Consider the following 20907-nt stretch of genomic DNA (forward strand, 5'->3'; position numbering starts at 1 on the left):
TTTCGGTTAGTCTCCCCGAATGTTCGACCCTGTCCCCACCACCCGGCCCGCCGGCGCCACGGCCCTTCGTCGTTCGAGGGCGCTGCTCTCGCCCTGGTCCCGGTTCTCGCTGCTCGTCGCGGTGCTGCTGGGCGCCGCCTCCACGATGCTGCTGTTCGAACCACAGCAGCTGCTGGCTTCGGGCTGGCCGGAGCAGCTGACCGGCAGCGGTGCGGCGATGCTGTTCGGACTCGCGTACGGGGCACTGACCGTGGCCTTCGTGCCGCGCCCGCTGCTCAACCTCGCGGCGGGGGCGCTCTTCGGCACGCAGCTGGGGCTGGCGGCGGCCCTGGCGGGCACGGTGCTCGGCGCGGGCGTGTCGTTCATGCTGGGCCGGGTCCTCGGTCAGGACGCGCTGCGCACCCTGCTGCGCGGAAAGCTGCTCACGACCGCCGACGGGGTGCTGAGCCGGCACGGCTTCCGCTCGGTGCTGGCGCTCCGCCTCTTCCCCGGGATCCCGTTCGCCGCCGCCAACTACTGCGCCGCCACCTCCCGCATGGGCTGTCCGCCCTTCCTCCTGGCCACCGGTCTGGGCTCCATCCCGAACACGGCGGCGTACGTCATAGCGGGCAGCGAGGCCGCCTCGCCGACCTCGCCCCTCTTCCTGGCTGCGATGGGGTTCATCGTGGTCTCCGGTCTCGGCGGGGCGCTGGTGGCCTGGCGCAAACGTCATCGGCTCGGCCAGGACCCGCCGGTGGACTGAGCGGGCGTCGGCACGTGGATGACCGCTGTGATCATCCTGGCGTTCACCTTCAGGCGATACGCTGCCCGCGACCTCGATCTTCCTGACGTCCTCGACCGCACTCCGTACTCCGCACGCCGCACTCTGCCGATGGGCCCCGTCGTCCCTGGCCGATGCACGATCATTTCCGGGATGGCCAAAGCCCCATGAGCTGGTTCGAATCATTCGTCCTGGGACTCGTTCAGGGACTGACCGAGTTCCTGCCGATCTCCTCCAGCGCCCATCTGCGGCTGACCGCCGCGTTCGCCGGCTGGCACGACCCGGGGGCCGCCTTTACCGCGATCACCCAGATCGGTACGGAGGCCGCCGTGCTGATCTACTTCCGCAAGGACATCGCACGGATCGTGTCCGCCTGGTTCCGCTCGCTGACGGACAAGGAGATGCGCAGCGACCACGACGCCCAGATGGGGTGGCTGGTCATCGTGGGGTCGATCCCCATCGGGGTGCTGGGCATCACGCTCAAGGACCAGATCGAGGGCCCGTTCCGCGACCTGCGGCTGATCGCGACCACGCTCATCGTCATGGGCATCGTCCTCGGCATCGCCGACCGGCTGGCCGCGCGTGACGAGGTGGGCGGCAAGCACCGCGCGGTGAAGGAGCGCAAGACGCTCAAGGACCTGGGCATCCGGGACGGTCTGATCTACGGCTTCTGCCAGGCGATGGCGCTGGTCCCCGGTGTCTCGCGCTCGGGCGCGACCATCAGCGGTGGTCTGCTGATGGGCTACACCCGTGAGTCGGCCGCCCGTTACTCGTTCCTGCTGGCGATCCCCGCTGTGCTGGCCTCGGGCGTCTACGAGCTGAAGGACGTGGGCGAGGGACATGTCTCCTGGGGCCCGACGATCTTCGCGACCCTGGTGGCGTTCTTCGTCGGGTACGCCGTCATCGCATGGTTCATGAAGTTCATCACGACCAAGAGCTTCATGCCGTTCGTCTTCTACCGGGTGGCCCTCGGCATCCTGATCTTCATCCTCGTCTCGGCGGGTGTGCTGAGCCCGCACGCGGGTGAGTCGGCCGGCTGACACACGGACGGATGCCCCGCCCGGGAGCAGCCGGGCGGGGCCGATCCAGCAGCGCAGCAGCCAGCAGCGCGGATAGATGTCACCACCGTAGGGCGAGGGTCTGACAACGCCGGTTCAGCGTTCCGTGAGCCCCGTCGCCGCGAGGACCGCGTCGACGGTCTCCTCGACCGTCAGTTCCGCGTTGTCGATCCAGATTCCCTCATCGGCCAGCTCGTCACGCATCGCCTCGTCCAGGAACGACCAGTCCGTGGTGAGCGTCTTGTCCCGGGCGAGGTTGCGCTCGGCCGCCTTCGCCGCGCCCGGGGTGAGAGCCACGAAGTGCAGCGGTCCGACGGCGACCTGGCGGCGGTAGAAGCCGAGGTGGGCCCGGCGGACGACCACGTCGTCGATGACCGGCAGGAACCCGGCGCTGACGAAACTGTCCGCCAGCAGGCAGGCGTTGCGGGCCCGCAGGAAGATCTGCCGGTCCGCCTCCTCGTCCCGCTCCGGGGAAGGCCACCGCCCGCCTTTGACGATCAGCTCCTGGAGGGCGTCCACCTCGATATGGGCCGAGGCGGCGAACCGGTCGGCGAGCGCGGCGGCCACCGTGGACTTTCCGCTGCCGGGGATGCCGCTCAGCAGGACGGCTCCCGCCGCCGGTCCGGTGTCCACCGGCACCTCGCTCCAGGTCATCGTCTCACCGCTCCGCTCCCGGGCGGTCCGGGCCGCCTCTGCCGGTGATCGTAGGGCACCCCGCACGGGCGGGCCGCGGGAACTTCCCGGGCCGGACCGCCGACTACTGGAGGACGAGCCCGGCGAAACAGCTGCGGCGGCACGACGGCCCCACGCGGGCCGGGAGGAGGCCGACAGGCATGCAGTGGTACGAGGACGACGCGCTCTGGTCCGATTTCGCCTCGACGATGTTCCCACCGGCCCGGGCCGAGTCCGCCGCCGCCCTCGTCGCCTCCTCGCCCCTGCTGGACTTCCCACCGGGTTCACGGGTGCTGGACCTGTGCTGCGGACCGGGTCTCTTCGTGGTGCCGCTGGCGGCGCGCGGATACGCGGTGACCGGCGTCGACCTCTCGCCCTCGATGCTGGAGCGGGCCCGGAACGTCTGCGAGGCGGCGGGGGCGGATGTCCGCCTGGAGCGGGCCGACATGCTCACGTACGCGGAGCCCGGCGCCTTCGACGTCGTGCTGAACGTCTTCACCTCGTTCGGCTACTTCGAGGCCGCCGAGGACAACCTCCAGGTGCTCCGCAACGCGTACGAAAGCCTGGCGCCGGGCGGGCGGTTGCTGGTCGACGTGATGGGCAAGGAGGTGCTGGCGGGCTGGATCGGGCGGCCGAAGGTGGTGGACCTGCCGGACGGCGCGTACGTCGTCCAGCGCGACACCGTCCTGGACAGCTGGCGGCGGCTGCGCACCGACTGGACGCTGGTGCGGGGGAGTTCGGCCCGCACCGCCTCGATCCACTCCTGGCTCTACTCCGCCGCCGAACTGCACGCCCTCCTCGAGGAGGCGGGCTTCGCCGACGTGGAGTGCTTCGGCGGCTTCGACGGTTCGGGGTACGACCAGCACTCGGACCGGCTCATCGTCCGGGGCAGGCGCAAGTGAGGCCCGGGGAGCAGCAGTCCGCCGCCACCGCGACCGTGCACGAGCACATCACCGAAGCCGTGAAGACCCCGGATCTGATCCGGCTGCACGGTGAGGTGGTGCTGGCCCGGTTCGAGACGATGAAGGTGTACGCGGCGCTCGGCGCGGTCCGTTCGCTGCTGCGCCGGGGCCGGGTGGTGCCCGGTCAGACGCTGGTCGACAGCTCCAGCGGGATCTACGCGGTGGCGCTCGCCATGGCCTGTCACCGTTACGGGCTGCGCTGCCACATCGTGGCCTCCACCACCGTCGACGCCACGATGCTCGCCCAGTTGGAGATCCTCGGCGCGACCGTGGACCAGATGCCGCCGTCGCAGAGCCTGCGGCTGGACCAGGAGCTGCGCGTGCGCCATGTGCGGCAACTCCTGGCCGAGCGGCCGGACTTCCACTGGATGCGGCAGTACCACGACGCCGTGCACCACGAGGGGTACCGGGAGTTCGCCGAACTCCTCGACGCCTCCTTGCCCGAGGGTCCGCTGACCGTGGTGGGTGCGGTCGGCACGGGTGCCTCGACCGGTGGACTGGCCCGCGCGCTACGGGAGTCGGGGCGGGCGGTGCGGCTGGTGGGGATCCAGCCGTTCGGCAGCGTCACCTTCGCCAGCGAGCAGTTCAGCGACCCGGAGGCGATCATCGCGGGCATCGGCAGCTCCATCCCGTTCGGGAACGTCCACCACGAGCTGTACGACACCGTCCACTGGCTGGACTTCCGCCATGCGATGGCCGGTGCGGTCGGACTGCTGCGCCGGCACGCGGTGTTCGCCGGACTCTCCACCGGGGCGGCCCACCTGGCGGCCTCCTGGGAGGCGGCGCGCGACCCGGGCCGTATGCATCTGGTGCTGGGCGCGGACACCGGACACCGTTACGCCGAGCGGGTGTTCACCCGCCACGCCGAGGCGCTGGACCCGGCAGGTCTGCGGCCCCGCCCGATCACGTCGCTGGAGGCACTGCGGCCGCCGTGGTCGGTGATGGAGTGGGGCCGGCGCGCCGCTCCCGAGGCCGCCCGCCTGCCCGAACAGGGCGGCGCCCCCGCCCCCGTACCGACCGTGGAGATGCAGCCGTGACGATCGCCGCTCTGGAGTCCCTGTCCTTCGGGCTCGGCAGGATGGCCGAGGCCGCCGAGGAGACCGGCCACCGGCTCTGCCTGCTCACCGGTGACCGCTCGGTGTACCGGCATGAGCTGGCCACCCTGCCCGCCGACGCGCTGGACGTGGTGGACGTCGACACCGACGACCCGGATGCGGTCCGCCGGGCGCTGGCCGGCGTCCCGTCCCTGGCCGGGCTGATCAACACGACGGACACGTGGAGCGTCCCGGCCGCCGAACTGGCCGACGAGCTGGGGCTGCCAGGCCCGCGCCCGGAGGCGGTCCGGCTGCTGCGGGACAAGCGCCGGGTCCGGGAGGCCCTGCACGCGCGGGGGCTGAGCCGGTCGGCCGCCGTGGCCGTACCGCCCGGGCCGGAGGGCGTGGACGCGGTCCTGCGTACGGTCGGGCTGCCCGCCGTGCTGAAGGACTCGGCGGGCACCTCCTCGCGCGGGGTGTGGATCGTGCCCGACGAGGAGGCGCTGCACCGGGCGCTGGCCGAGGCGGACCGACAGCCGCTGAAGGGAGGCCTGTTCGCGGAGTCTTTCCTCGCCGGGCCGCTGTACAGCGCGGAGACGCTGAGCTGGGAGGGGACCACCCGGCTGCTGGGGTACTGAGCCGCCAGACGTCCCGGTCGGCGGTGGTACGGGAGGAGGCCGCGGCCTTCCCGGTGGCGCTGCCGGACGGGGAGCGGGACGGGATCGAGGCGTGGGTGGGGCAGGTGCTCGACGTGGCCGGGCACCGGCGGGGGTTCGCCCATGTGGAGTTCATTCTCACCGCCGAGGGGCCGGAGTTGGTGGAGATCAACCGGCGGATCGGGGGCGCGCTGGTGGGTGAGGTGCTCTGCCGGTCGCTGGCCACCAATGTGTACACGGCGATGATGGACGAGGCGCTCGGCCGCCGCCCGGCTCTGCTGGACGCCCCGCTCGAAGGCGGTCAGGGCCCCGCGTACGGCTTCGTCCTCGTCTACGCGGACCGGCCGGGCGTGCTGAAGGGCTGGCACGGCCTCGACGAACTCGCCGCCTTCCCGGGGTCGGTGGAGTGGTACCCCGTACGCGAACCGGGCGAGCACCTGCCGCACGTGGGCGACCAGCGGGGGTGTACGGGCATGGTGCTGGCCGAGGCGGCGACGGCGGAGCTGGCCCAGCACCGGGCGTGGAGCGCGGCGGTCCGGGTGCGACCGGTGATCGCGGACGCGCCGTGAGGGCGGGGTGAGCGCTGAACGGATGCCGGCGCACAGGCGGTTCACCGGGCCGCAGGTCTTCCTGCTGGCGGGCTCGTTCCTGATCACGCTGGGCAGCTTCGCCGTGCTGCCGTACATGTCGGTGCTGCTGCACCAGCGGCTCGGCCTGGGGCTCGGCACGGTCGGTTTCGTCCTGGCGGTGGCCTCGCTGATCCAGTTCGCCGGGGGCGTGGTGGCGGGGCCGGTGGCCGCGCGCATCGGGCTGCGGCCCTCGATGCTGCTGGCACTGGCCCTGCGTACGGCCGGATTCGCCGCGTTCGTACCGGGGTTGACCAGTCCCGTCCTGGCGATCGGCGCGCTGCTGCTGGTGTCGGCCGGCGCGGCGCTCTACCTCCCGGCCAACAAGGCTTATCTGGTGGCGGGTTCACCCGACGCGGACCGGCCTCGGCTGCTGTCGGCGAGCAGTTCGGCGTTCAACGCGGGGATGGCGCTCGGCCCTCCGGCCGCCGCCCCGCTGGTGCTGGGCTCCCCCGGGGTGCTCTTCTCGTGCGTCGCCGGGCTGTTCGCGCTGGTCGGGGTGGGGCACGCGTTCCTGCCGCGCGAGGAGGTTCGCGCGGAGACGGTCGCGGCCGGGGCTCCGGAGAGGAGCCCCGCACGGTCCGGTCTCTCGCCGTTCCTCGTCACGGTGCTGAGCGTCTACGCGTTCATGTTCTTCCAGCACTACCTGGCGCTCTACGCGGTCCCCCGGACGTCGGCGGGCTTCTACGGCGTGGTCCTGATGGGGTATGCGGCCCTCCTCGTCGTCGCCCAGCCGCTGCTGGCGGAGTGGATCGCCGCCCTGAGCTATCCGGCGGCGCTGCGGTGGGGGTTCGGGGCGATGGCGGCGGGGATGGCGGCCATCGCCGGGGGCGGTTACGTGGGCATCGCGGTGGGCGGGGCGCTGCTCTGTCTGGGTGAGATCGTGCTCTTCCTGAAGAACGACCTGGAGGCGCTGGCCCGCTCGTCCTCGCCTCCGGCCACCGTCTTCGGCCGCCAGCGGCTGGCGGCGGGCATCGGGGGGTTCGCCAGCGGGGTGGTGGGCGGGCAGCTGTACGCGGCGGCGGAGTCGGCCGGTTCGGCGCGGGCGTTCTGGGTGGCGGTCTGCCTCCAGTGCCTGCTGCTGCCGGTGTTGCCGCTGGTCCGCCGTACCGCCCGGGGCCGGTCGGAGCCCCGGGCGGAGGCGGCCTCGGAGCTACGGGGCTGAACCGGCGGCCACCGTCACCCGCTCCCCCGGTTCCGTACGCCACTGCCCGGCCAGCTCCCGGCGGGCGCGGGCCACACGGGAGCGCACCGTACCCACGGGGCAGCCCGCCGCGTCCGCCGCCTCCTCGTAGGAGAGCCCCAGCACCTGGGTCAGGACGAAGGCCTGGCGGCGCGCCGGGTCCAGATGGCCCAGGGCGTCGAAGACCGCGACCGACTCGTCGAAGCCGGGGAGGTGGCGCGGCTGGGCCCGTTCGGCAGCGCCCTGCCAGTCGGCGGTGTCGGCGGTCCGGGGGCGTACGGCGGCCGTTCGGTGGCGGTCGATGACGACGCGGCGGGCGATGGAGAGGAGCCAGGTGCGGGCGCAGGAGCGTCCGGCGAACCGGGCCAGTCCGCTCATCGCCCGCAGATAGGTCTCCTGGGCGAGGTCGTCGGCGCCGGGGACGTCGGCGCTGAGGTAGGCGACGAATCTGCGGACGTCCTCGTAGGTCGCCCGGACGAAGCGGTCGGCGGCCTCCCGGTCACCGCCGCCCGCGGCGAGGGCCCAGTCGGTGATCTGTACGTCGTTCTGGCGGGTGGCGTACGCCCGGGGCCGGGGCACCGGGGTGACGGGCGGCCCGGCGGGGAGGAGGGGGGTGGCAGTAAGGGTCACAGCGGTCCTTCGCGTCCTGGCGGAGCCGTGGCGTGGTCGCCGCACGGCTCCGCGTGGCCGGCCGCGCGGACGGCCCTGGGGGCGGGTCCGGCGGTACCGGCATGCCTGTTACGGGTGTGGGCGCGAGCGCACACCCGTACCGCCACCGGGTCTCGCGGAACCGGGTGGGCGGCTGGGGGTCACAGGGAGAGGGCGGGAAGCGGCGGACCGCGCCGGGAGATGGCGTGCAGGGCGAGGAGGTCCTGGGGGCGGCGGCCCGGGCGGCGGCGGGTGCGCGGCCGAACGGGCGAGACGCCGGAGAAGGGCGTCGCCGACCAGAGGCGCCACGCCGTCCGCAGCGGGGCCTGGACGGAGAGCGCCAGGCAGCGGCCCAGCCGGGCGAGGGCCACCTCGCCGCGCCAGAGCCACCAGCCGCAGACCAGCCCGGCGGCCGCGTGGGAGGCGGCCATGCCGGTGGTGAAGACGGAGGCGTCGAAGGCCGCCAGCAGCTCCATCCGGTGCGAGACGTCCCCCGCCGGGCCCGTAGGGGAGGCGTGGGACATCGCCCCGTGCGCATGGTGCGCGCCGCCCGTGGCGGAGGCGGTGAAGTAGGCGTGCAGCCCCAACTGGCCCAGGACGTGAGCCGAGACGGTGACCGGCGCGTTCCGTTCGCGGCGGGCGAGCCACCAGCCTGCGGCGGCGACCGGTACGAGGACGGCCGCCAGGGACGGCAGGGGCAGCGGTCCGCCGGACATCAGCGCGTGGCCGAGCCCGGACACGGCGACGCACACGACCGCGAACAGCACGGTGCGGGCGAGGCGGAGTGCGGTTCCGGCTCCCATGACGGTCATCGTGCCAGCCGCACCCGCCTCGCGGAGAAGACCAGCAGATGCGGAAACAAGGGGAGTTCACCCCGTTTGCCCCAGGCGCCACAGGTGTGATTCATATCACACGACACTCGGGGAACTTTCGCCTCTCCCCCGCCGACTGCTCCAACAACGCGCCCGCACACGCCTCGTGGCCCGGGGCCGGCGCATCCGCCCCGCCAGCCGACGTCCCCGAAGAGGCCGCATGACGAACCAGCCCCCCGCACCCGAACTGGCAGCGGCCGCCGAAGTCCCCACCGCGTCATCCGAGATCACGTCGCCGGAGACCCGTCCACCCGGTCCACGCCGGCCCCGTACCGCACAGCGCACCACCCTCCGCTCCGATCTGCGCGCCTCCTGGCCCGACGGGCTCGTGGCGCTCCTGGTGACGGCGGCCGTCTTCGTCCTGCTCTACATACGCATCCGCAACAAGACCTCCTCCACGGTCTCCGTGATGCCGTTCATGGCCGACGCGGGCGGCTTCTGGATGTACTTCCTCAGCCAGGCGTTCGGCTGGTCCGCGCTGCTCTGGGCCTGGGGAACGGTCGTCCTCGGCCTCCTGCTCTCCGGACAGCGCCCCTCGCGCCTGCCGCTCTCGGGCCCCCGCCTGGAGCGCCTGCACCGCACCACGAGCCTCAACACCATCGCGCTGATCACCGCTCACGCGCTGCTGTTCGGCGCCGAGTTGTTCCGGCACTCCACCGACGCGTGGAACTCCGCGCTGGGCACCGCCTTCGTCGAGACGTTCGTCCCGGGCGGCTACACCTCGGGGACCGGCCAGATCGCCATCCCGATCGGCCAGGCGGCGCTGTACCTCGCGATCCCGCTCGGCCTGCTCTTCTACGTACGCCACCGCATCGGCCCGAAGACCTGGCGCGTCCTGCACCGGTTCGTGATCGTGGTCTACGTGCTGAGCGTCTGGCACACCCTGCTGTACGGGACGAACGTCTGGTACGACGGCTGGTTCCGCACCAGTGTCTGGCTCCTCCAGCTGCCGATCGCCGCCCTGCTGCTCGTCCGGCTGCTGCGCCCGGCCCGCCGCTCCGAGGAGCTGCCCCTCTCGCCCGGTGCCGCACCCTCCCGGACCGGCTGGGCGCTGCGCCTGGGCGGCCGGCTCGCGGTGGTGGGGGTCATGGTGGCGCTGGTCGTGGTGGTGGTCAGCGGGAGCGACGGCGGACGGACCGTGCCGCCGGACGACACCTCCTCCACCCACAACCACGACTGACCGGGGCGTCTGCCCGGCGCATACGCTCGGGCCCACGACCACTCATGATCTCCCCCGGTGGTCGTGGTCGGTTCGCGGGAGCTCGGCGGCTTCCGGGCGGGGGGAAACCCCTTCGGGACGGCTTCGCGTCGCCGCCTTCCCGAGGCCGCAGGCCCCTTGGCGTGGCGGGCGGCTTGACCGAGACTTGACCGATGACACAGCGTGTGGCACTCGCGACCGTGATGGACCGGCTCGCCATCGATGATGTGATCACCGGGTACGCCGTGACCGTGGACGACGGCGACTGGCCCGCGTACGAAGCCCTGTTCACCCCGGACGGCCGCGCGGACTACACGGGCGCGGGCGGGGTGGAGGGTCCGGCGGAGGAGATCGCGCGCTGGCTCACCGGGACGATGCGCCTCTTCGCGATCCCCCAGCACCTGATCGTCAACCGGCGCATCGACCTCCAGGACCTGGGCGGCTACCCGGGCGACCGGGCGCGGGTCCGGGCGGACTACCTGAACCCGATGCGCCTGGCACGAGAGGGCGAGGCGGGCCCGGCCGGTGACACCGCCCCGGACTTCGTCTCCGGCGGGCGGTACACCTTCGAGCTGCACCGTAGGGACCCGGGCTGGCGGATCCGTACCGTCACCGTCCACGAGAAGTGGCGCCGCGCCCCCGGAGTGGCCTGAACCGCACCCCTCGGCCGGGGGCTGTCCTGTGTCGGGTGGGGATCTCCTCCCCCACACTGGGTACGGAGAGCTGACCTGGCAGACCACGCGGCTGCTCACCCGCGCGGGACGAGGAGGGCACGGCATGCGGATGCGGGGCGGAGGGGTTCCGGCGTCCGACGGGCAGCCGCAGGCCGAGGGGTCCCCGTCGGACGCCGGGAACCCCGTCCGGTGGTCGCTTCCGGCCTCCGGCTGGGTCCGGGGGGCTGCGGCACTGCTCGCCGGGGCGCTGCCCGCGCTGGCGTTCCCCGCGCCGTCCCTCTGGTGGCTGGCCTATGTCGCGCTCGTCCCCTGGCTGCTGCTGATCCGCTCGGCGGAGACACCGCGGCGGGCGGCGCTGGACGGCTGGACCGGCGGAACCGGCTTCGTCATCGCCGTCCACCACTGGCTGATGCCGAGCCTGCACGTCTTCATCGTGCTGCTGGCCGCGCTGCTCGGACTGCTGTGGGCGCCCTGGGGCGTGCTGGTCCAGCGGCTGCTCGGCGGCGCGCCCTCCGCACTCCGGGCCGCCGCCGCGGTGGTGGCCGTGCCGTCGGGGTGGCTGGTGATCGAGTCGGTCCGCTCCTGGGAGGGGCTCGGCGGGCCCTGGGGGCTGCTCGGCGCGAGCCAGTGGGAGGTCGCCCCGGCGCTGCGGGTGGCGTCGGTGGGTGGGGTGTGGCTGGTGAGCCTGCTGGTGGTGGCGGTCAACACCGCTCTGGTCCTGGTGACGATCGCCCGGACCGGGGCCAGGACGACGGGCGGGGTGCTGTTGGTGGTGTGCGCCCTGGCCGTGACCGCGATGTGGGCCTGGGCACCGCAGCCGGGGCGCTCGGGGACCGCCAGGATCGCCGTCGTACAGCCGGGTGTCGTCGCGGGCCCCGGCAGCGTCGAACGGCGGCTGGCCCGGGGCGAGGAGCTGACCCGTGCGGTGGCGGGCCGGGACGTGGATCTCGTCGTCTGGGGCGAGAGCAGCATCGGGGCGGGTGCCTGGCACGCCCCGGAGACCGCACGGCGGCTCGCGGCGCTCTCCCGGGGGACGGGCGCCGGTCTGCTGGTCAATGTGGATGCCCGGCAGACGGATGGATCGGGCCGGAGCGGGATCTTCAAGTCGGCGGTGCTGGTGGGTCCTGACGGGCCGACCGGGGACCGGTACGACAAGATGCGCCTGGTGCCGTTCGGTGAGTACGTCCCGGCACGGTCCCTGCTCGGCTGGGCGACCTCGGTGGGCAAAGCGGCGGGCGAGGACCGGCTGCGCGGCGACCGGCAGGTGGTCATGGTCCTGCCCGACGGCGACCGGCGGCTGCGGATCGGGCCGCTGGTCTGCTTCGAGTCCGCGTTCCCCGACATGAGCCGGCGGCTGACCCGCGACGGCGCCCAGGTGCTCGTCGCGCAGTCCGCCACCTCCACTTTCCAGGAGAGCTGGGCACCTGCGCAGCACGCTTCCCTGGGGGCGCTGCGGGCCGCCGAGAACGGCCGGCCCATGGTGCACGCGACGCTCACCGGGATCAGTGCCGTGTACGGGCCGCGCGGGGAGCGGATCGGAGAGCCGCTCGGTACGGACGAGAGCGCGGCCGCCGTGTACGACGTACCGCTGACGCGCGGCACCACGATCTACGGCCGCTTCGGCGACTGGGCGGTGTACGGGGCTCTGGCGGCGCTGGCCGCCCTGTGCGCGGCCGAGGGGGTGCGGGTGCTCAGGAGGAGGCCTGCTCCAGGGAGTCCCGGACGATCCGCTCGCACAGCTCATGGGTCGCCAGAGCGTCCCTCGCGCTGAGCACCTGGCCCGCGCGGACCGCGTCCAGGAACGTGTGGACGCACGCCTCGATGCCGCGTTGGCGGGCCACCGGCACCCAGTCGCCGCGCCGGCGGACGCTGGGCCGGCCCTTGTGGTCGACGATGTCGGCGAGGTTGAGGACCTGGCGCTTGGTGTCCTGGCCGGAGACTTCGAGGATCTCCTCGGTCGACCCGTTCAGCCGGTTCATCATGCCGATCGCGGTGAAGCCGTCGCCGGAGAGCTGGAGCACCACGTGGTGCATCAGCCCGTCCACGATCCGGGCGCGCACGGTGGTGTGGTCGACGGGCCCGGGAACGAGGAAGCGCAGGGTGTCGACGACATGGATGAAGTCGTCCAGCACCAGGGCGCGGGGGTCCTCGGGCAGCCCGACGCGGTTCTTCTGCATCAGGATCAGCTCGCGCGGGTGCTCGGCGCACTGCGCGTAACCCGGCGCGAAGCGGCGGTTGAAGCCGACGGCGAGGCTGACCCCCCGCTCCTCGGCGAGGTTCACCAGCCGCTCGGACTCGGTGTACTCGTACGCGATCGGCTTGTCGACATAGGTGGCGACCCCGGCTTCGAGGAGCCGTCCCACGATCTCCGGGTGGACGGCGGTCGGGGCGTGCACGAACGCCGCGTCGAGCCCTTCGGCGAGCAGCGAGTCCAGGGTGGTGTGCCGGGCGCCGGCCGGGATGCGGTGGGTGTCGCCCACCCTGTCGAGAGTGGCGGGCGTCCGGGTCTGGAGGTGCAGTTCGACCCCCGGTACGGCGCTCAGCACCGGCAGGTACGCCTTCTGCGCGATGTCGCCGAGCCCGATGCAACCGACCTTCACAGGGGTCTCCCTCTCGCCGTGCCGTGCTGGTGTTCCGGTCCCGGCAGCATACGGGGCGCCTGCCGGCCCGCTCCGGGCCGCCCGGGGAGGAAATGCCTGGCCAGGGTGGTGATCATGGTCCGGGGTGACCGGACGGCTTCCTCAGGATGCTCCGAACCCGCCATCGACACAGCCGAACGCCCCGGGGGCACTGCGGGGCGGGGCCGTGGCGCTGTGCTGACGGGGTCACTCGTGCGGGCCATTCCTGGCCCACGGGCTGCCCGAGCGGTCGTCCGCACCGCAGAGTTACCCGCGTGCAGCGAACCAGATTCACCACGAAACTCCTGGTCGGGGTGGCCGTGACCGCCGTCTCCGGGTGCGTGACCGTCGATCCGCAGGCGGGCCTGCCGCACCCTCCGGCGGCGGAGAGCGGCCGAGCGGCCCAGGACGTGTTCCCGCAGGTCGTGCAGCCGCCGGGGCGCGAGGCGCTGGAGACCATCGTGGAGCCGAGCCCGTCACCGGGCCGGCCCGCCTCTCCCGCACCGCTTCCCCCTTCGGAAGCCCGGCGGGCCGGACCCCCACCGGCGCCCCGGCCGTCGGAGCGGGCCGCGCCACCGCCGCGCCGGACACCGCCCCGGCAGGTCCCGGTCGTCCCTTCCGGCGTGCTGCCGGCCCTGCCGCAGGTGCGGGGCGGCAGCCTGCACGACGTGTGCGCGCTCGGCCGGGGGTACGGCGGCTGGCCCCCGGCCGGCAGGGAGGCCCGCATCTGTGAGAAGACGTACGGGCGCTGAAGCCGACGCTCCGGCCAGGGGCGGCCGGGCTTCCCGGGACCGGCTCGGCATCCGGGTCGGCGCCCGGGCCTCACGTCCCCGCATCCCCCGGCCTCACATCCCCAGCATCCGCAGCTCCAGCCTCTCGATCGCGGCCCGCACTCCCCCGTCGTAACCGCTGCGACCGCTGGGACTGCTGGAACCGCCGTGACGGCTGCGCCTGCTGTGACCGCCGTACGCCCCACGGCCACCGTCCTCCAGCGCGTCCGCCGCGTCGCGGGCCTGGCGCAGGTGGATGCGGGCCGCGTCGGGGCGCTGGAGATTGAGGTAGTCCGCCGCCAGGTTGAGGTGCAGCGAGGGGTAGAACGCCCGGACCGCCAGGGAGTCCCCGTCCCGGTCCCCGCCGGTCCGGTCGCCGCTCAGCAGCCCCTCGGCGGCCGTCAGGGCCCGCAGGTCCCACGCCAGCTCGTCCCCGGGGTCGTCCTGGGTGTCCGCCATGTAGTGCGCGAGGGTGCAGCGGTGCAGGCCGTCGCCGTCGGCGCCCAGCTCCGACCAGAGGAGGGCGAAGCGGTTGCGGGCCTCCTCCCGGTCACCGCCGTGGAGCAGCATGACCGCCTGGCCGATCCTGGTCATGACGGCGTCCTCGGACGACGCCTCCTGCTGCTCCACCACTGCGGTCTCCTCTTGCCCGTCAAGCCGGTCGCGGTCCCTCCGACGCTAGCGCCGGTGGTCCGCAATCCCGCTCAGGCACGGGCGGCGGCCCGGTCGCTCTCAGCCGAGGCCGGGGATGCGCCAGTCGATCGGCTGGTGGCCCTGGGCCGCGACGGCCTCGTTGATCTGGGTGAAGGGCCGGGAGCCGAAGAACTTCTTCGCGGAGAGCGGGGAGGGGTGGGCGCCCTTCACCACGACGTGCCGCTCCTCGTCGATCAGGGGGAGCTTCTTCTGGGCGTAGTTCCCCCAGAGGACGAAGACGGCCGGATCGGGCCGCTCGGCGACGGCACGGATCACGGCGTCGGTGATCTTCTCCCAGCCCTTGCCCTTGTGGGAGTTGGCCTCGCCGCCGCGCACGGTGAGCACCGCGTTCAGCAGGAGAACGCCCTGCTCGGCCCAGGGCATCAGATAGCCGTTGTCGGGGACGGGCAGGCCCAGCTCCTCCTGCATCTCCTTGTAGATGTTGCGCAGGGAGGGCGGCGTCTTCACGCCGGGCCGCACGGAGAAGCAGAGCCCGTGCCCCTGGCCCTCGCCGTGATACGGGTCCTGGCCCAGGACGAGGACCTTGACCTTCTCGTACGGTGTGGCGTCCAGGGCGGCGAAGACCTGCTCGCGCGGCGGATACACCGGCCCCTTGGACCGCTCCTCCTCGACGAAGTCCGCCAGCTCCTTGACGTACGGCTTCTGCAGTTCTTCGCCGAGGACGCCGCGCCAGGACTCGGGCAGCAGGTCGATATCGGTCACGTCCACAACCTCCGGTGAGCAACAGGTTCTTGATCCCAGAACCTACCGCCCGCCACTGACAACGGGCCCGGGGAGACCTGCTCCCCGGGCCCGCACACCTGCTACCCGCTACCAGCTGGCCTTGCGGTACAGCTCCCACATCTGCATGACGGTCTGCGGGTCCAGCGCGCGCTCGCCGCCGCCGATGTCCTCGCCGGAGGCCACATACAGCTTGCCCTGCCACAGCGGCAGCAGCCGGACGTCCTCGACGAGGATCTGCTGGGCCCGCTCGAACTGCTTGCTGACCGCGCCCCGGTTGCTCTCCTGCCGGGTGGCCGGGATGAGCTGCTGAGTGATCTCCTTGTTGCGGTACGGGGTTCCGGTGACGCTCTCCTCGCCGACGAACGGGGCGATGAAGTTGTCCGGGTCCGGGAAGTCCGGGAACCAGCCACGGCCGAAGACCGGGTACTCGCCCTGGGTGAAGCCCTCCTGGAAGGTCTTCCAGGGGGCGCTCTCCAGCGTGATGTCGAAGAGGCTCGTCTTCTCCAGCTGCCGCTCCAGCTCCTCGAACTCGGGCTGGGTGGAGGAGCCGTACCGGTCGGTGGTGTACCAGAAGGTCATCTTCACCGGAGTGGTGATCCCGGCCTCGGTGAGGATCTCCTTGGCCTTCTTCACGTCCGGGTCGCCGAAGGTGTCGAAGAAGCTGGTGGTGTGCCCGGAGATGCCCTTGGGGATCATCGAGTAGAGGGGTTCGGCAGTGCCCCGGTAGACCTTGGCGACCAGGGCGTCGCGGTCCACGATGTGGGCGATGGCCTTGCGGACGGCGGGCTTGGCAGCGGCCGGGTCCTTCGGGTTGAAGACCAGGAAGCGGATGTCGGCGCCGGTGGTCTCGATGATCTGGAGGCCGTTGTCGCCCTCCTTCTTGTTCTCCAGGCCGACGACCTCCTCGGCGGTCAGACCGCGGTAGGTGGCGTCGATGTCCTTGGACTTGAGCGCGTTCACCATCTCGCCGGACTTCTCGAAGTACCGGATGGTGACCGCGTTGTTCTTCCGGTTGGCGAAGCCCTTGTAATCGGGGTTCTTCGTCAGCTCGGCGGCGACACCGGCCTCGTAGGAGTCAAGGAGGTAGGGTCCGGAGCCGGTGATCTTTCCGTCGTCCCGGATCTTGTCCTTGGGGTAGTCGGCAGGAGCGACGAGCGACATCGCGGGCGTGGCCAGGATGAACGGGAAGGTGGCGTCGGACTTGTTGAGGTGGAAGATGACGGTGTCGTCACCCTTGGTCTCGATCCGGTCCAGTGAGCCGAGCATGCCCGCAGGGCCGCCCTTGAAGTGGATGTTCACGACGCGGTCGATGGAGTGCTTCACGGCCTGAGCGTCGAGCTTCTCGCCGTTGGAGAACTTCAGGTTCTTCTTGAGCGTGCACCGGTAGGCCATGCTCGTGGCGTCGGTGAACGTGCAGGTGTCGGCCGCGTCCGGCTCGGGGCTCGTGCTGCCGGTGGGGAAGCTCACCAGGGTCTGGTAGATGTTCCGCATCAGTTCCCAGGAACCGTCCCAGGCCGCGGCGGGGTCCAGGGTCGACGGGGAGCTCGTCGTCCCGACGGTTATCTTCTGGTTCCCTTCCGATCCGCTGTCGGAAAGAAGACCGCAGCCTGCCAGCAGAGAAAGAGATGCTAGGGCTGCAGCGGCCTGCAGACTGGCCCGGTAGAACACGTGCACGCTCCTCGATCAGCCATGGGTCGGCAGACCATACCGCAGCGCCCCGCCGGAGCAACCCGTCGGTCCAGCGGGGCACTTGAGTCAATCAGGGCCAAACCGGTTCAGGCCTCTCTCAGCCCACGCCGGCGTTGAGGAAAATCCCCCCGTCGACCACCAGGGTCTGCCCGGTGATCCAGTCGGACTGTGGCGAGGTCAGGAAGGCCGCGGCGCCCCCGATGTCCTCGGGCACACCGAGCCTGCCGAGCGGATAGGCGGCGGCCGCCTCCGCCTCACGGCCCTCGTAGAGCGCCTCGGCGAACTTCGTCTTGACCACGGCGGGGGCGATCGCGTTGACCCGGACGACCGGCGCGAACTCGTGCGCCAGCTGGGCGGTCAGGTTGATCATGGCCGCCTTCGACATCCCGTAGGCGCCGATGAACGGCGAGGGGGCGACACCGGCGACGGAGGCGATGTTGACGATCGCCCCGCCGTTCTCCTTCTGCCAGGCCTTCCAGGTCCGCTGGGCGAAGCCGAGCGCCGAGATCACGTTGGTCTCGTAGACCTTGCGGGCCACATTGAGGTCCAGCTCGGCCATGGGGCCGAAGACCGGGTTGGTCCCCGCGTTGTTCACCAGGTAGTCGACCCGGCCGAACGCCTCCATGGTCCGCTCGACCGCAGCCGCCTGGTGGGCCTCGTCGTGGGCCTTGCCGGGGATGGCGATGACCCGGTCGGCGCCGAGCCGCTCCACGGCCTCCTTGAGGGCGTCCTCACCGCGTCCGGTGATGGCCACCCGGTCGCCGCGCGCGACGAACGCCTCGGCGACCCCGTAGCCGATGCCCCGGCTCGCGCCCGTGATGAGGGCGACTTTTCCGCTGTCCTGCACCGTCATGTCGTTCGCTGCCCTTCGGGTCAGTTGAGGGGGCCGCCGGCCACGTAGATGACCTGGCCGGAGACGAAGCCGGCGTCGTCACCGGCGAAGAAGGCGATGGCGTTGGCGACGTCCTCGGGGCGGCCGACGCGCTGGACGGGGATCTGGGTGGCGGCGGCAGCCTGGAACTCCTCGAAGCCCATGCCGACGCGGGCGGCGGTCTGCGCGGTCATCTCGGTGACGATGAAGCCGGGGGCGACGGCGTTGGCGGTGACGCCGAACTTGCCGAGCTCCTTGGCGAGGGTCTTGGTGAGCCCCTGGAGCCCCGCCTTGACGGCGGAGTAGTTGGCCTGGCCGCGGTTGCCGAGGGCCGAGGAGGAGGACAGCGAGACGATCCGGCCGAACTTGGCCTCCACCATGTGCGCCTGGACGGCCTTCGCCATCAGGAACGCGCCCTTGAGGTGGACGTTCATCACGATGTCCCAGTCGGACTCGCTCATCTTGAACAGCAGGTTGTCACGGAGGACGCCCGCGTTGTTCACGAGGATCGTCGGGGCACCCAGCTCGGCGGCGACCCGCGCGACGGCGGCTTCCACCTGGGCGCTGTCCGACACGTCGCAGCCGACGGCGAGCGCGCGGCCCCCGGCGGCGGTGATCTTCTCGACGGTGTCCTTGCAGGCCGCCTCGTCGAGGTCGAGTACGGCGACGGCGCGGCCCTCGGCCGCCAGGCGTACGGCGGTGGCGGCGCCGATGCCCCGCGCCGCTCCCGTCACGATGGCGACGCGCTGCTCGGTGGTGGACATGCTTGGTTCTCCTCGCCCTTGGATAGCGGCTCAGCGGACGTCGTGGCCGTTCCCTGACAGAGAGACCCGATGGCTGAGCAACCGCTTAGTACCTTCAGCAGTCGAGACGCTAGAAGCCCTGGCACCCGGTGTCAACGGCGCGCGGCTCCAGGGGCCGCACGTCACACCGGGCGGCGGCCCCCTCGTACCGGACTCGGCGCACCGAGCGGCCCCGCACCCAGGACGCTCAGCGCACCAGCAGGTCGAGAAGCCGCTCCACCTCGGCGGCCGGGTCGGTGGTGAGCCCGCTGTGCACGGCACCGGGCTGGACGACCGTGGAGCGCGGGGCGATCAGCCAGCGGAAGCGCCGCCCCGCGTCGTCCCCGGCCGCCTGACCGGCCCCCTCCCCGCCACCGCAGACCCCTTCCACAGCGCGGAGGGCGGCCCGTACGCCCGCGACGTCGGCGTCCGGGTCCAGCGCCTTCAGCTTCGCCTCGTCCAGGTGCGTACGGGCGGCGACGAACGAGTGGGCCCGGCAGTAGACGAGCACCCCCGCGTTGAAGCACTCCCCGCGCTCCACCCGGGGGACGACCCGCAGGAGCGCGTACTCGAAGACATCGCGGCGCGTCATCGGCCACCCTCCCGGCCGGTACGGGCGGCTGCCGCGGCTCCGTCGCCGCCGGACGGCTGTGGCCGTGGTGGCAGGCGTTCGGTGAGCCAGCCCGGGGCCTGGGAGGGCCGGTTCGCGGTCGGCGCGTCCAGGGTGATCCGCTCGTGGATGGTGGCGGCCCGCGCCAGCAGCGGCGCCACATAGGCGCGGCGCAGCTCGTCGGAGGAGGAGAACCCGGGCTCGTCGGCCAGCCAGGCGTCCGGGATGTCGGCGGCCACCTCGGTGAGCAGCTCCTCGGTGACCAGCGGGGCGAGCTCGGCCGCCGCGGCCGCGATGTCCGGGGCGAAGGGGGCCAGCACATGGTCGGAGGCGTTGTACGGCTTCGCCGCCGAGGCCTCGGCGCCCGGCCAGTTGTGGTGCCAGATCATGGTGGCGCCGTGGTCGATGAGCCAGAGGTCGCCGTGCCAGACCAGCATGTTGGGGTTGCGCCACGAGCGGTCGACGTTGTTGATCAGCGCATCGAACCAGACGACCCGCCCCGCCTCGGCCGTACCCACCTCGTAGGCGAGCGGGTCGAAGCCGAGCGATCCCGGCAGGTAGTCCATGCCGAGGTTCAGCCCGCCGCTCGCCTTGAGCAGCTCCTGCACCTCCTGGTCCGGCTCGGCGAGACCGATGACCGGGTCGAGTTCGATGGTCACCAGCTCCGGCACCCGCAGCCCCAGTCGCCGCCCCAGCTCCCCGCAGACGACCTCCGCGACGAGCGTCTTGCGGCCCTGGCCGGCTCCGGTGAACTTCATGACGTACGTACCGAGGTCGTCGGCCTCGACGATCCCCGGGAGCGACCCACCCTCCCGCAAGGGCGTGACATACCGGGTCGCTACGACTTCTTCCAGCACTTTCCCGGGCCACCCATCTTCTCGGCCTTGCATTTCGCGGAACGCTTATGTGGAGCATCGACGCCGAAATTTCCGGTCAATGACCCCGGGAAGTATCTGGGGAGGTTCGGCTGATGAGCCGGTCTCCCCTCTCCCCCAGCAGGCCGTCGATGACGCCGCGCCCCTTGCTGCCGGCCTCCGGCATGAAGTGAGCATAGTAACCGAGGGTGATCGTCGACGAAGAGTGCCCCAGGTGTGGGTGTTCCAGGCGTTCACCGCGATGGCGTTACCGAAGCGCGTGGTGAGCAGCAGGAGCAACTTCCTCCTCTCATTCTCCGGCTTTCCCACCACGGCAGCTCCGCCCCCACCGGCGGGAACGCTTCGTGTGGCGCTGCAGCTCCTCAGCTACCGAGGGAGACAGATCCACCGTCCGGATCTTCTTCCCCTTCGGCATATCGAAGTCGACCGCCCACGTCAGGGCCCAAAAGGGGGCGAGCACACAGGACCTGGCACCGTGGGGCAAGCCGAGCTCCGAGATGCACATCCTGTCGAACGCGAACGGATGGCCCGTTCTCGTCGGCATCTCGGCCGACAACACCCACGACAGCGAAGGGCTGAAGCCCATGGTCGAGGGTCACCCAACGAGACCCGACCCCACTTCACACCCCAGCGCCTGCACGCGGACAGGGCCTACGACCTCGCCGGACCTCCGGAAACGGCTACGAGGCAAACGTATCGGAGTGCGGATCGCGCGCACAGGCATCGAATCAAGCGAACGACAAGGGCCGCCGACGGTGGGTGATCGAACGCACGATGTCGTGGCTCTCCGGCTACCGCAGACTCAGCCCCCGCTACGAGCACTATCCCCGAGAGCTCCTGGCCTCTCTCGGCCTCGCCGCCGCCCTCTGCTGCTACCAGCGACTCGTCCGCCTCACCACGTAGGACACGGTC

The 20907-nt window shown here is 71.9% G+C and carries 20 protein-coding genes and 2 pseudogenes; 11 read left to right on the top strand and 11 right to left on the bottom strand.

Translation table 11 applies throughout. The annotated features are described in order from the left end of the window. Window positions 1-19 precede the first annotated feature (19 nt). Window positions 20-742 (top strand): TVP38/TMEM64 family protein, encoded by a 723-nt coding sequence (locus tag D6270_RS03635; protein WP_109166752.1) that lies wholly within the window; start codon window positions 20-22, stop codon window positions 740-742. Window positions 743-927: 185 nt separating this feature from the next. After that, entirely contained in the window at window positions 928-1800 is an 873-nt protein-coding gene (locus D6270_RS03640) for an undecaprenyl-diphosphate phosphatase (protein ID WP_109166751.1), read from the top strand. Window positions 1801-1914: 114 nt separating this feature from the next. On the opposite strand, the gene D6270_RS03645 is transcribed toward D6270_RS03640, so the two are convergent. Continuing rightward, on the bottom strand, window positions 1915-2472 hold the full coding sequence (locus tag D6270_RS03645; protein WP_109166750.1) for an AAA family ATPase: 558 nt from the start codon (window positions 2470-2472) through the stop codon (window positions 1915-1917). A 179-nt stretch (window positions 2473-2651) separates the two neighbouring features. On the opposite strand from D6270_RS03645, the gene D6270_RS03650 reads away from it, so the two are divergent. The 4 genes and pseudogenes from D6270_RS03650 to D6270_RS03665 all read left to right on the top strand — a co-directional run bounded on the left by D6270_RS03650 (window position 2652) and on the right by D6270_RS03665 (window position 6933). Continuing rightward, complete coding sequence (locus tag D6270_RS03650; RefSeq protein ID WP_109166749.1) at window positions 2652-3392, top strand: class I SAM-dependent methyltransferase; 741 nt, start codon at window positions 2652-2654, stop codon at window positions 3390-3392. Beyond that, the gene (locus tag D6270_RS03655; RefSeq protein WP_109166748.1) at window positions 3389-4489 is read left to right on the top strand and encodes a pyridoxal-phosphate dependent enzyme; all 1101 of its coding nucleotides are present in this window, start codon (window positions 3389-3391) and stop codon (window positions 4487-4489) included. The genes D6270_RS03650 and D6270_RS03655 overlap by 4 nt, the downstream gene beginning before the upstream one ends. Next, window positions 4486-5711: pseudogene (locus tag D6270_RS03660) on the top strand (ATP-grasp domain-containing protein). Before D6270_RS03655 ends, D6270_RS03660 begins: the two are co-directional and overlap by 4 nt. A 22-nt stretch (window positions 5712-5733) precedes the next feature. Beyond that, a complete protein-coding gene (locus D6270_RS03665) occupies window positions 5734-6933 on the top strand; it encodes an MFS transporter (RefSeq protein ID WP_109166746.1) in 1200 nt (399 codons plus the stop codon). Here the strand turns inward: D6270_RS03665 and D6270_RS03670 are convergent. Together D6270_RS03670 and D6270_RS03675 are read right to left on the bottom strand one after the other, a co-directional pair. Continuing rightward, window positions 6922-7581, bottom strand: coding sequence for a sigma-70 family RNA polymerase sigma factor (locus D6270_RS03670; protein ID WP_382775234.1), 660 nt, complete (start codon window positions 7579-7581; stop codon window positions 6922-6924). The genes D6270_RS03665 and D6270_RS03670 overlap by 12 nt on opposite strands. Before the next feature lie 179 nt (window positions 7582-7760). Further along, window positions 7761-8402: a hypothetical protein gene (locus D6270_RS03675; protein ID WP_109166745.1), complete on the bottom strand. Its 642-nt coding sequence runs from the start codon at window positions 8400-8402 to the stop codon at window positions 7761-7763. Window positions 8403-8631: 229 nt separating this feature from the next. Here D6270_RS03675 and D6270_RS03680 point away from each other — a divergent pair, with 229 nt between their 5' ends. The 3 genes from D6270_RS03680 (at window position 8632) to lnt (ending at window position 12114) form a co-directional block, all read left to right on the top strand. After that, the gene (locus tag D6270_RS03680; RefSeq protein ID WP_109166744.1) at window positions 8632-9651 is read left to right on the top strand and encodes a ferric reductase-like transmembrane domain-containing protein; all 1020 of its coding nucleotides are present in this window, start codon (window positions 8632-8634) and stop codon (window positions 9649-9651) included. Window positions 9652-9842: 191 nt separating this feature from the next. Next, window positions 9843-10322, top strand: coding sequence for a nuclear transport factor 2 family protein (locus tag D6270_RS03685; RefSeq protein ID WP_109166743.1), 480 nt, complete (start codon window positions 9843-9845; stop codon window positions 10320-10322). A gap of 124 nt (window positions 10323-10446) precedes the next feature. Next, window positions 10447-12114, top strand: a complete 1668-nt coding sequence (lnt, locus tag D6270_RS03690; RefSeq protein WP_225976766.1) for an apolipoprotein N-acyltransferase — start codon at window positions 10447-10449, stop codon at window positions 12112-12114. On the opposite strand, the gene D6270_RS03695 is transcribed toward lnt, so the two are convergent. Then, window positions 12035-12943: a Gfo/Idh/MocA family protein gene (locus D6270_RS03695; RefSeq protein ID WP_109166742.1), complete on the bottom strand. Its 909-nt coding sequence runs from the start codon at window positions 12941-12943 to the stop codon at window positions 12035-12037. The two genes, lnt and D6270_RS03695, sit on opposite strands and share 80 nt — an antisense overlap. Window positions 12944-13236: 293 nt before the next feature. Here D6270_RS03695 and D6270_RS03700 point away from each other — a divergent pair, with 293 nt between their 5' ends. Beyond that, entirely contained in the window at window positions 13237-13713 is a 477-nt protein-coding gene (locus D6270_RS03700; protein WP_109166741.1) for a hypothetical protein, read from the top strand. Window positions 13714-13806: 93 nt separating this feature from the next. Here D6270_RS03700 and D6270_RS03705 read toward each other — a convergent pair whose 3' ends face one another. The 7 genes from D6270_RS03705 to D6270_RS03735 all read right to left on the bottom strand — a co-directional run bounded on the left by D6270_RS03705 (window position 13807) and on the right by D6270_RS03735 (window position 19977). Then, window positions 13807-14364, bottom strand: a complete 558-nt coding sequence (locus D6270_RS03705) for a hypothetical protein (protein WP_109166740.1) — start codon at window positions 14362-14364, stop codon at window positions 13807-13809. 99 nt (window positions 14365-14463) lie between these two features. Next, complete coding sequence (locus D6270_RS03710) at window positions 14464-15147, bottom strand: uracil-DNA glycosylase (RefSeq protein ID WP_109167601.1); 684 nt, start codon at window positions 15145-15147, stop codon at window positions 14464-14466. A 108-nt stretch (window positions 15148-15255) separates the two neighbouring features. Then, window positions 15256-16836: an ABC transporter substrate-binding protein gene (locus tag D6270_RS03715; protein ID WP_109166739.1), complete on the bottom strand. Its 1581-nt coding sequence runs from the start codon at window positions 16834-16836 to the stop codon at window positions 15256-15258. 118 nt (window positions 16837-16954) lie between these two features. Then, window positions 16955-17710: an SDR family oxidoreductase gene (locus D6270_RS03720; RefSeq protein WP_109166738.1), complete on the bottom strand. Its 756-nt coding sequence runs from the start codon at window positions 17708-17710 to the stop codon at window positions 16955-16957. Window positions 17711-17730: 20 nt separating this feature from the next. Further along, entirely contained in the window at window positions 17731-18492 is a 762-nt protein-coding gene (fabG, locus tag D6270_RS03725) for a 3-oxoacyl-ACP reductase FabG (protein ID WP_018516146.1), read from the bottom strand. Between the two features lie 226 nt (window positions 18493-18718). After that, window positions 18719-19102 carry a DUF3037 domain-containing protein gene (locus D6270_RS03730; protein WP_109166737.1) on the bottom strand — a complete coding sequence of 128 codons (384 nt, stop codon included), beginning with the start codon at window positions 19100-19102 and terminating at the stop codon, window positions 18719-18721. Further along, window positions 19099-19977: a HipA family kinase gene (locus D6270_RS03735; protein WP_204117159.1), complete on the bottom strand. Its 879-nt coding sequence runs from the start codon at window positions 19975-19977 to the stop codon at window positions 19099-19101. Before D6270_RS03735 ends, D6270_RS03730 begins: the two co-directional genes overlap by 4 nt. 443 nt (window positions 19978-20420) lie before the next feature. Here D6270_RS03735 and D6270_RS32760 point away from each other — a divergent pair. Continuing rightward, window positions 20421-20898, top strand: a pseudogene (locus D6270_RS32760) (transposase); the annotation flags it as partial. Window positions 20899-20907: the final 9 nt, after the last annotated feature.

Source organism: Streptomyces griseus subsp. griseus (genome assembly GCF_003610995.1).
Lineage (GTDB): Bacteria > Actinomycetota > Actinomycetes > Streptomycetales > Streptomycetaceae > Streptomyces.

Bases quoted from the DNA above. Each gene is read 5' to 3' on its own strand.
- D6270_RS03635 (WP_109166752.1), top strand. From the start codon at position 20: ATGTTCGACCCTGTCCCCACCACCCGGCCCGCCGGCGCCACGGCCCTT.
- D6270_RS03640 (WP_109166751.1), top strand. From the start codon at position 928: ATGAGCTGGTTCGAATCATTCGTCCTGGGACTCGTTCAGGGACTGACC.
- D6270_RS03645 (WP_109166750.1), bottom strand. From the start codon at position 2,472: ATGACCTGGAGCGAGGTGCCGGTGGACACCGGACCGGCGGCGGGAGCC.
- D6270_RS03650 (WP_109166749.1), top strand. From the start codon at position 2,652: ATGCAGTGGTACGAGGACGACGCGCTCTGGTCCGATTTCGCCTCGACG.
- D6270_RS03665 (WP_109166746.1), top strand. From the start codon at position 5,734: ATGCCGGCGCACAGGCGGTTCACCGGGCCGCAGGTCTTCCTGCTGGCG.
- D6270_RS03675 (WP_109166745.1), bottom strand. From the start codon at position 8,402: ATGGGAGCCGGAACCGCACTCCGCCTCGCCCGCACCGTGCTGTTCGCG.
- D6270_RS03680 (WP_109166744.1), top strand. From the start codon at position 8,632: ATGACGAACCAGCCCCCCGCACCCGAACTGGCAGCGGCCGCCGAAGTC.
- D6270_RS03685 (WP_109166743.1), top strand. From the start codon at position 9,843: ATGACACAGCGTGTGGCACTCGCGACCGTGATGGACCGGCTCGCCATC.
- lnt (WP_225976766.1), top strand. From the start codon at position 10,447: ATGCGGATGCGGGGCGGAGGGGTTCCGGCGTCCGACGGGCAGCCGCAG.
- D6270_RS03720 (WP_109166738.1), bottom strand. From the start codon at position 17,710: ATGACGGTGCAGGACAGCGGAAAAGTCGCCCTCATCACGGGCGCGAGC.
- fabG (WP_018516146.1), bottom strand. From the start codon at position 18,492: ATGTCCACCACCGAGCAGCGCGTCGCCATCGTGACGGGAGCGGCGCGG.
- D6270_RS03730 (WP_109166737.1), bottom strand. From the start codon at position 19,102: ATGACGCGCCGCGATGTCTTCGAGTACGCGCTCCTGCGGGTCGTCCCC.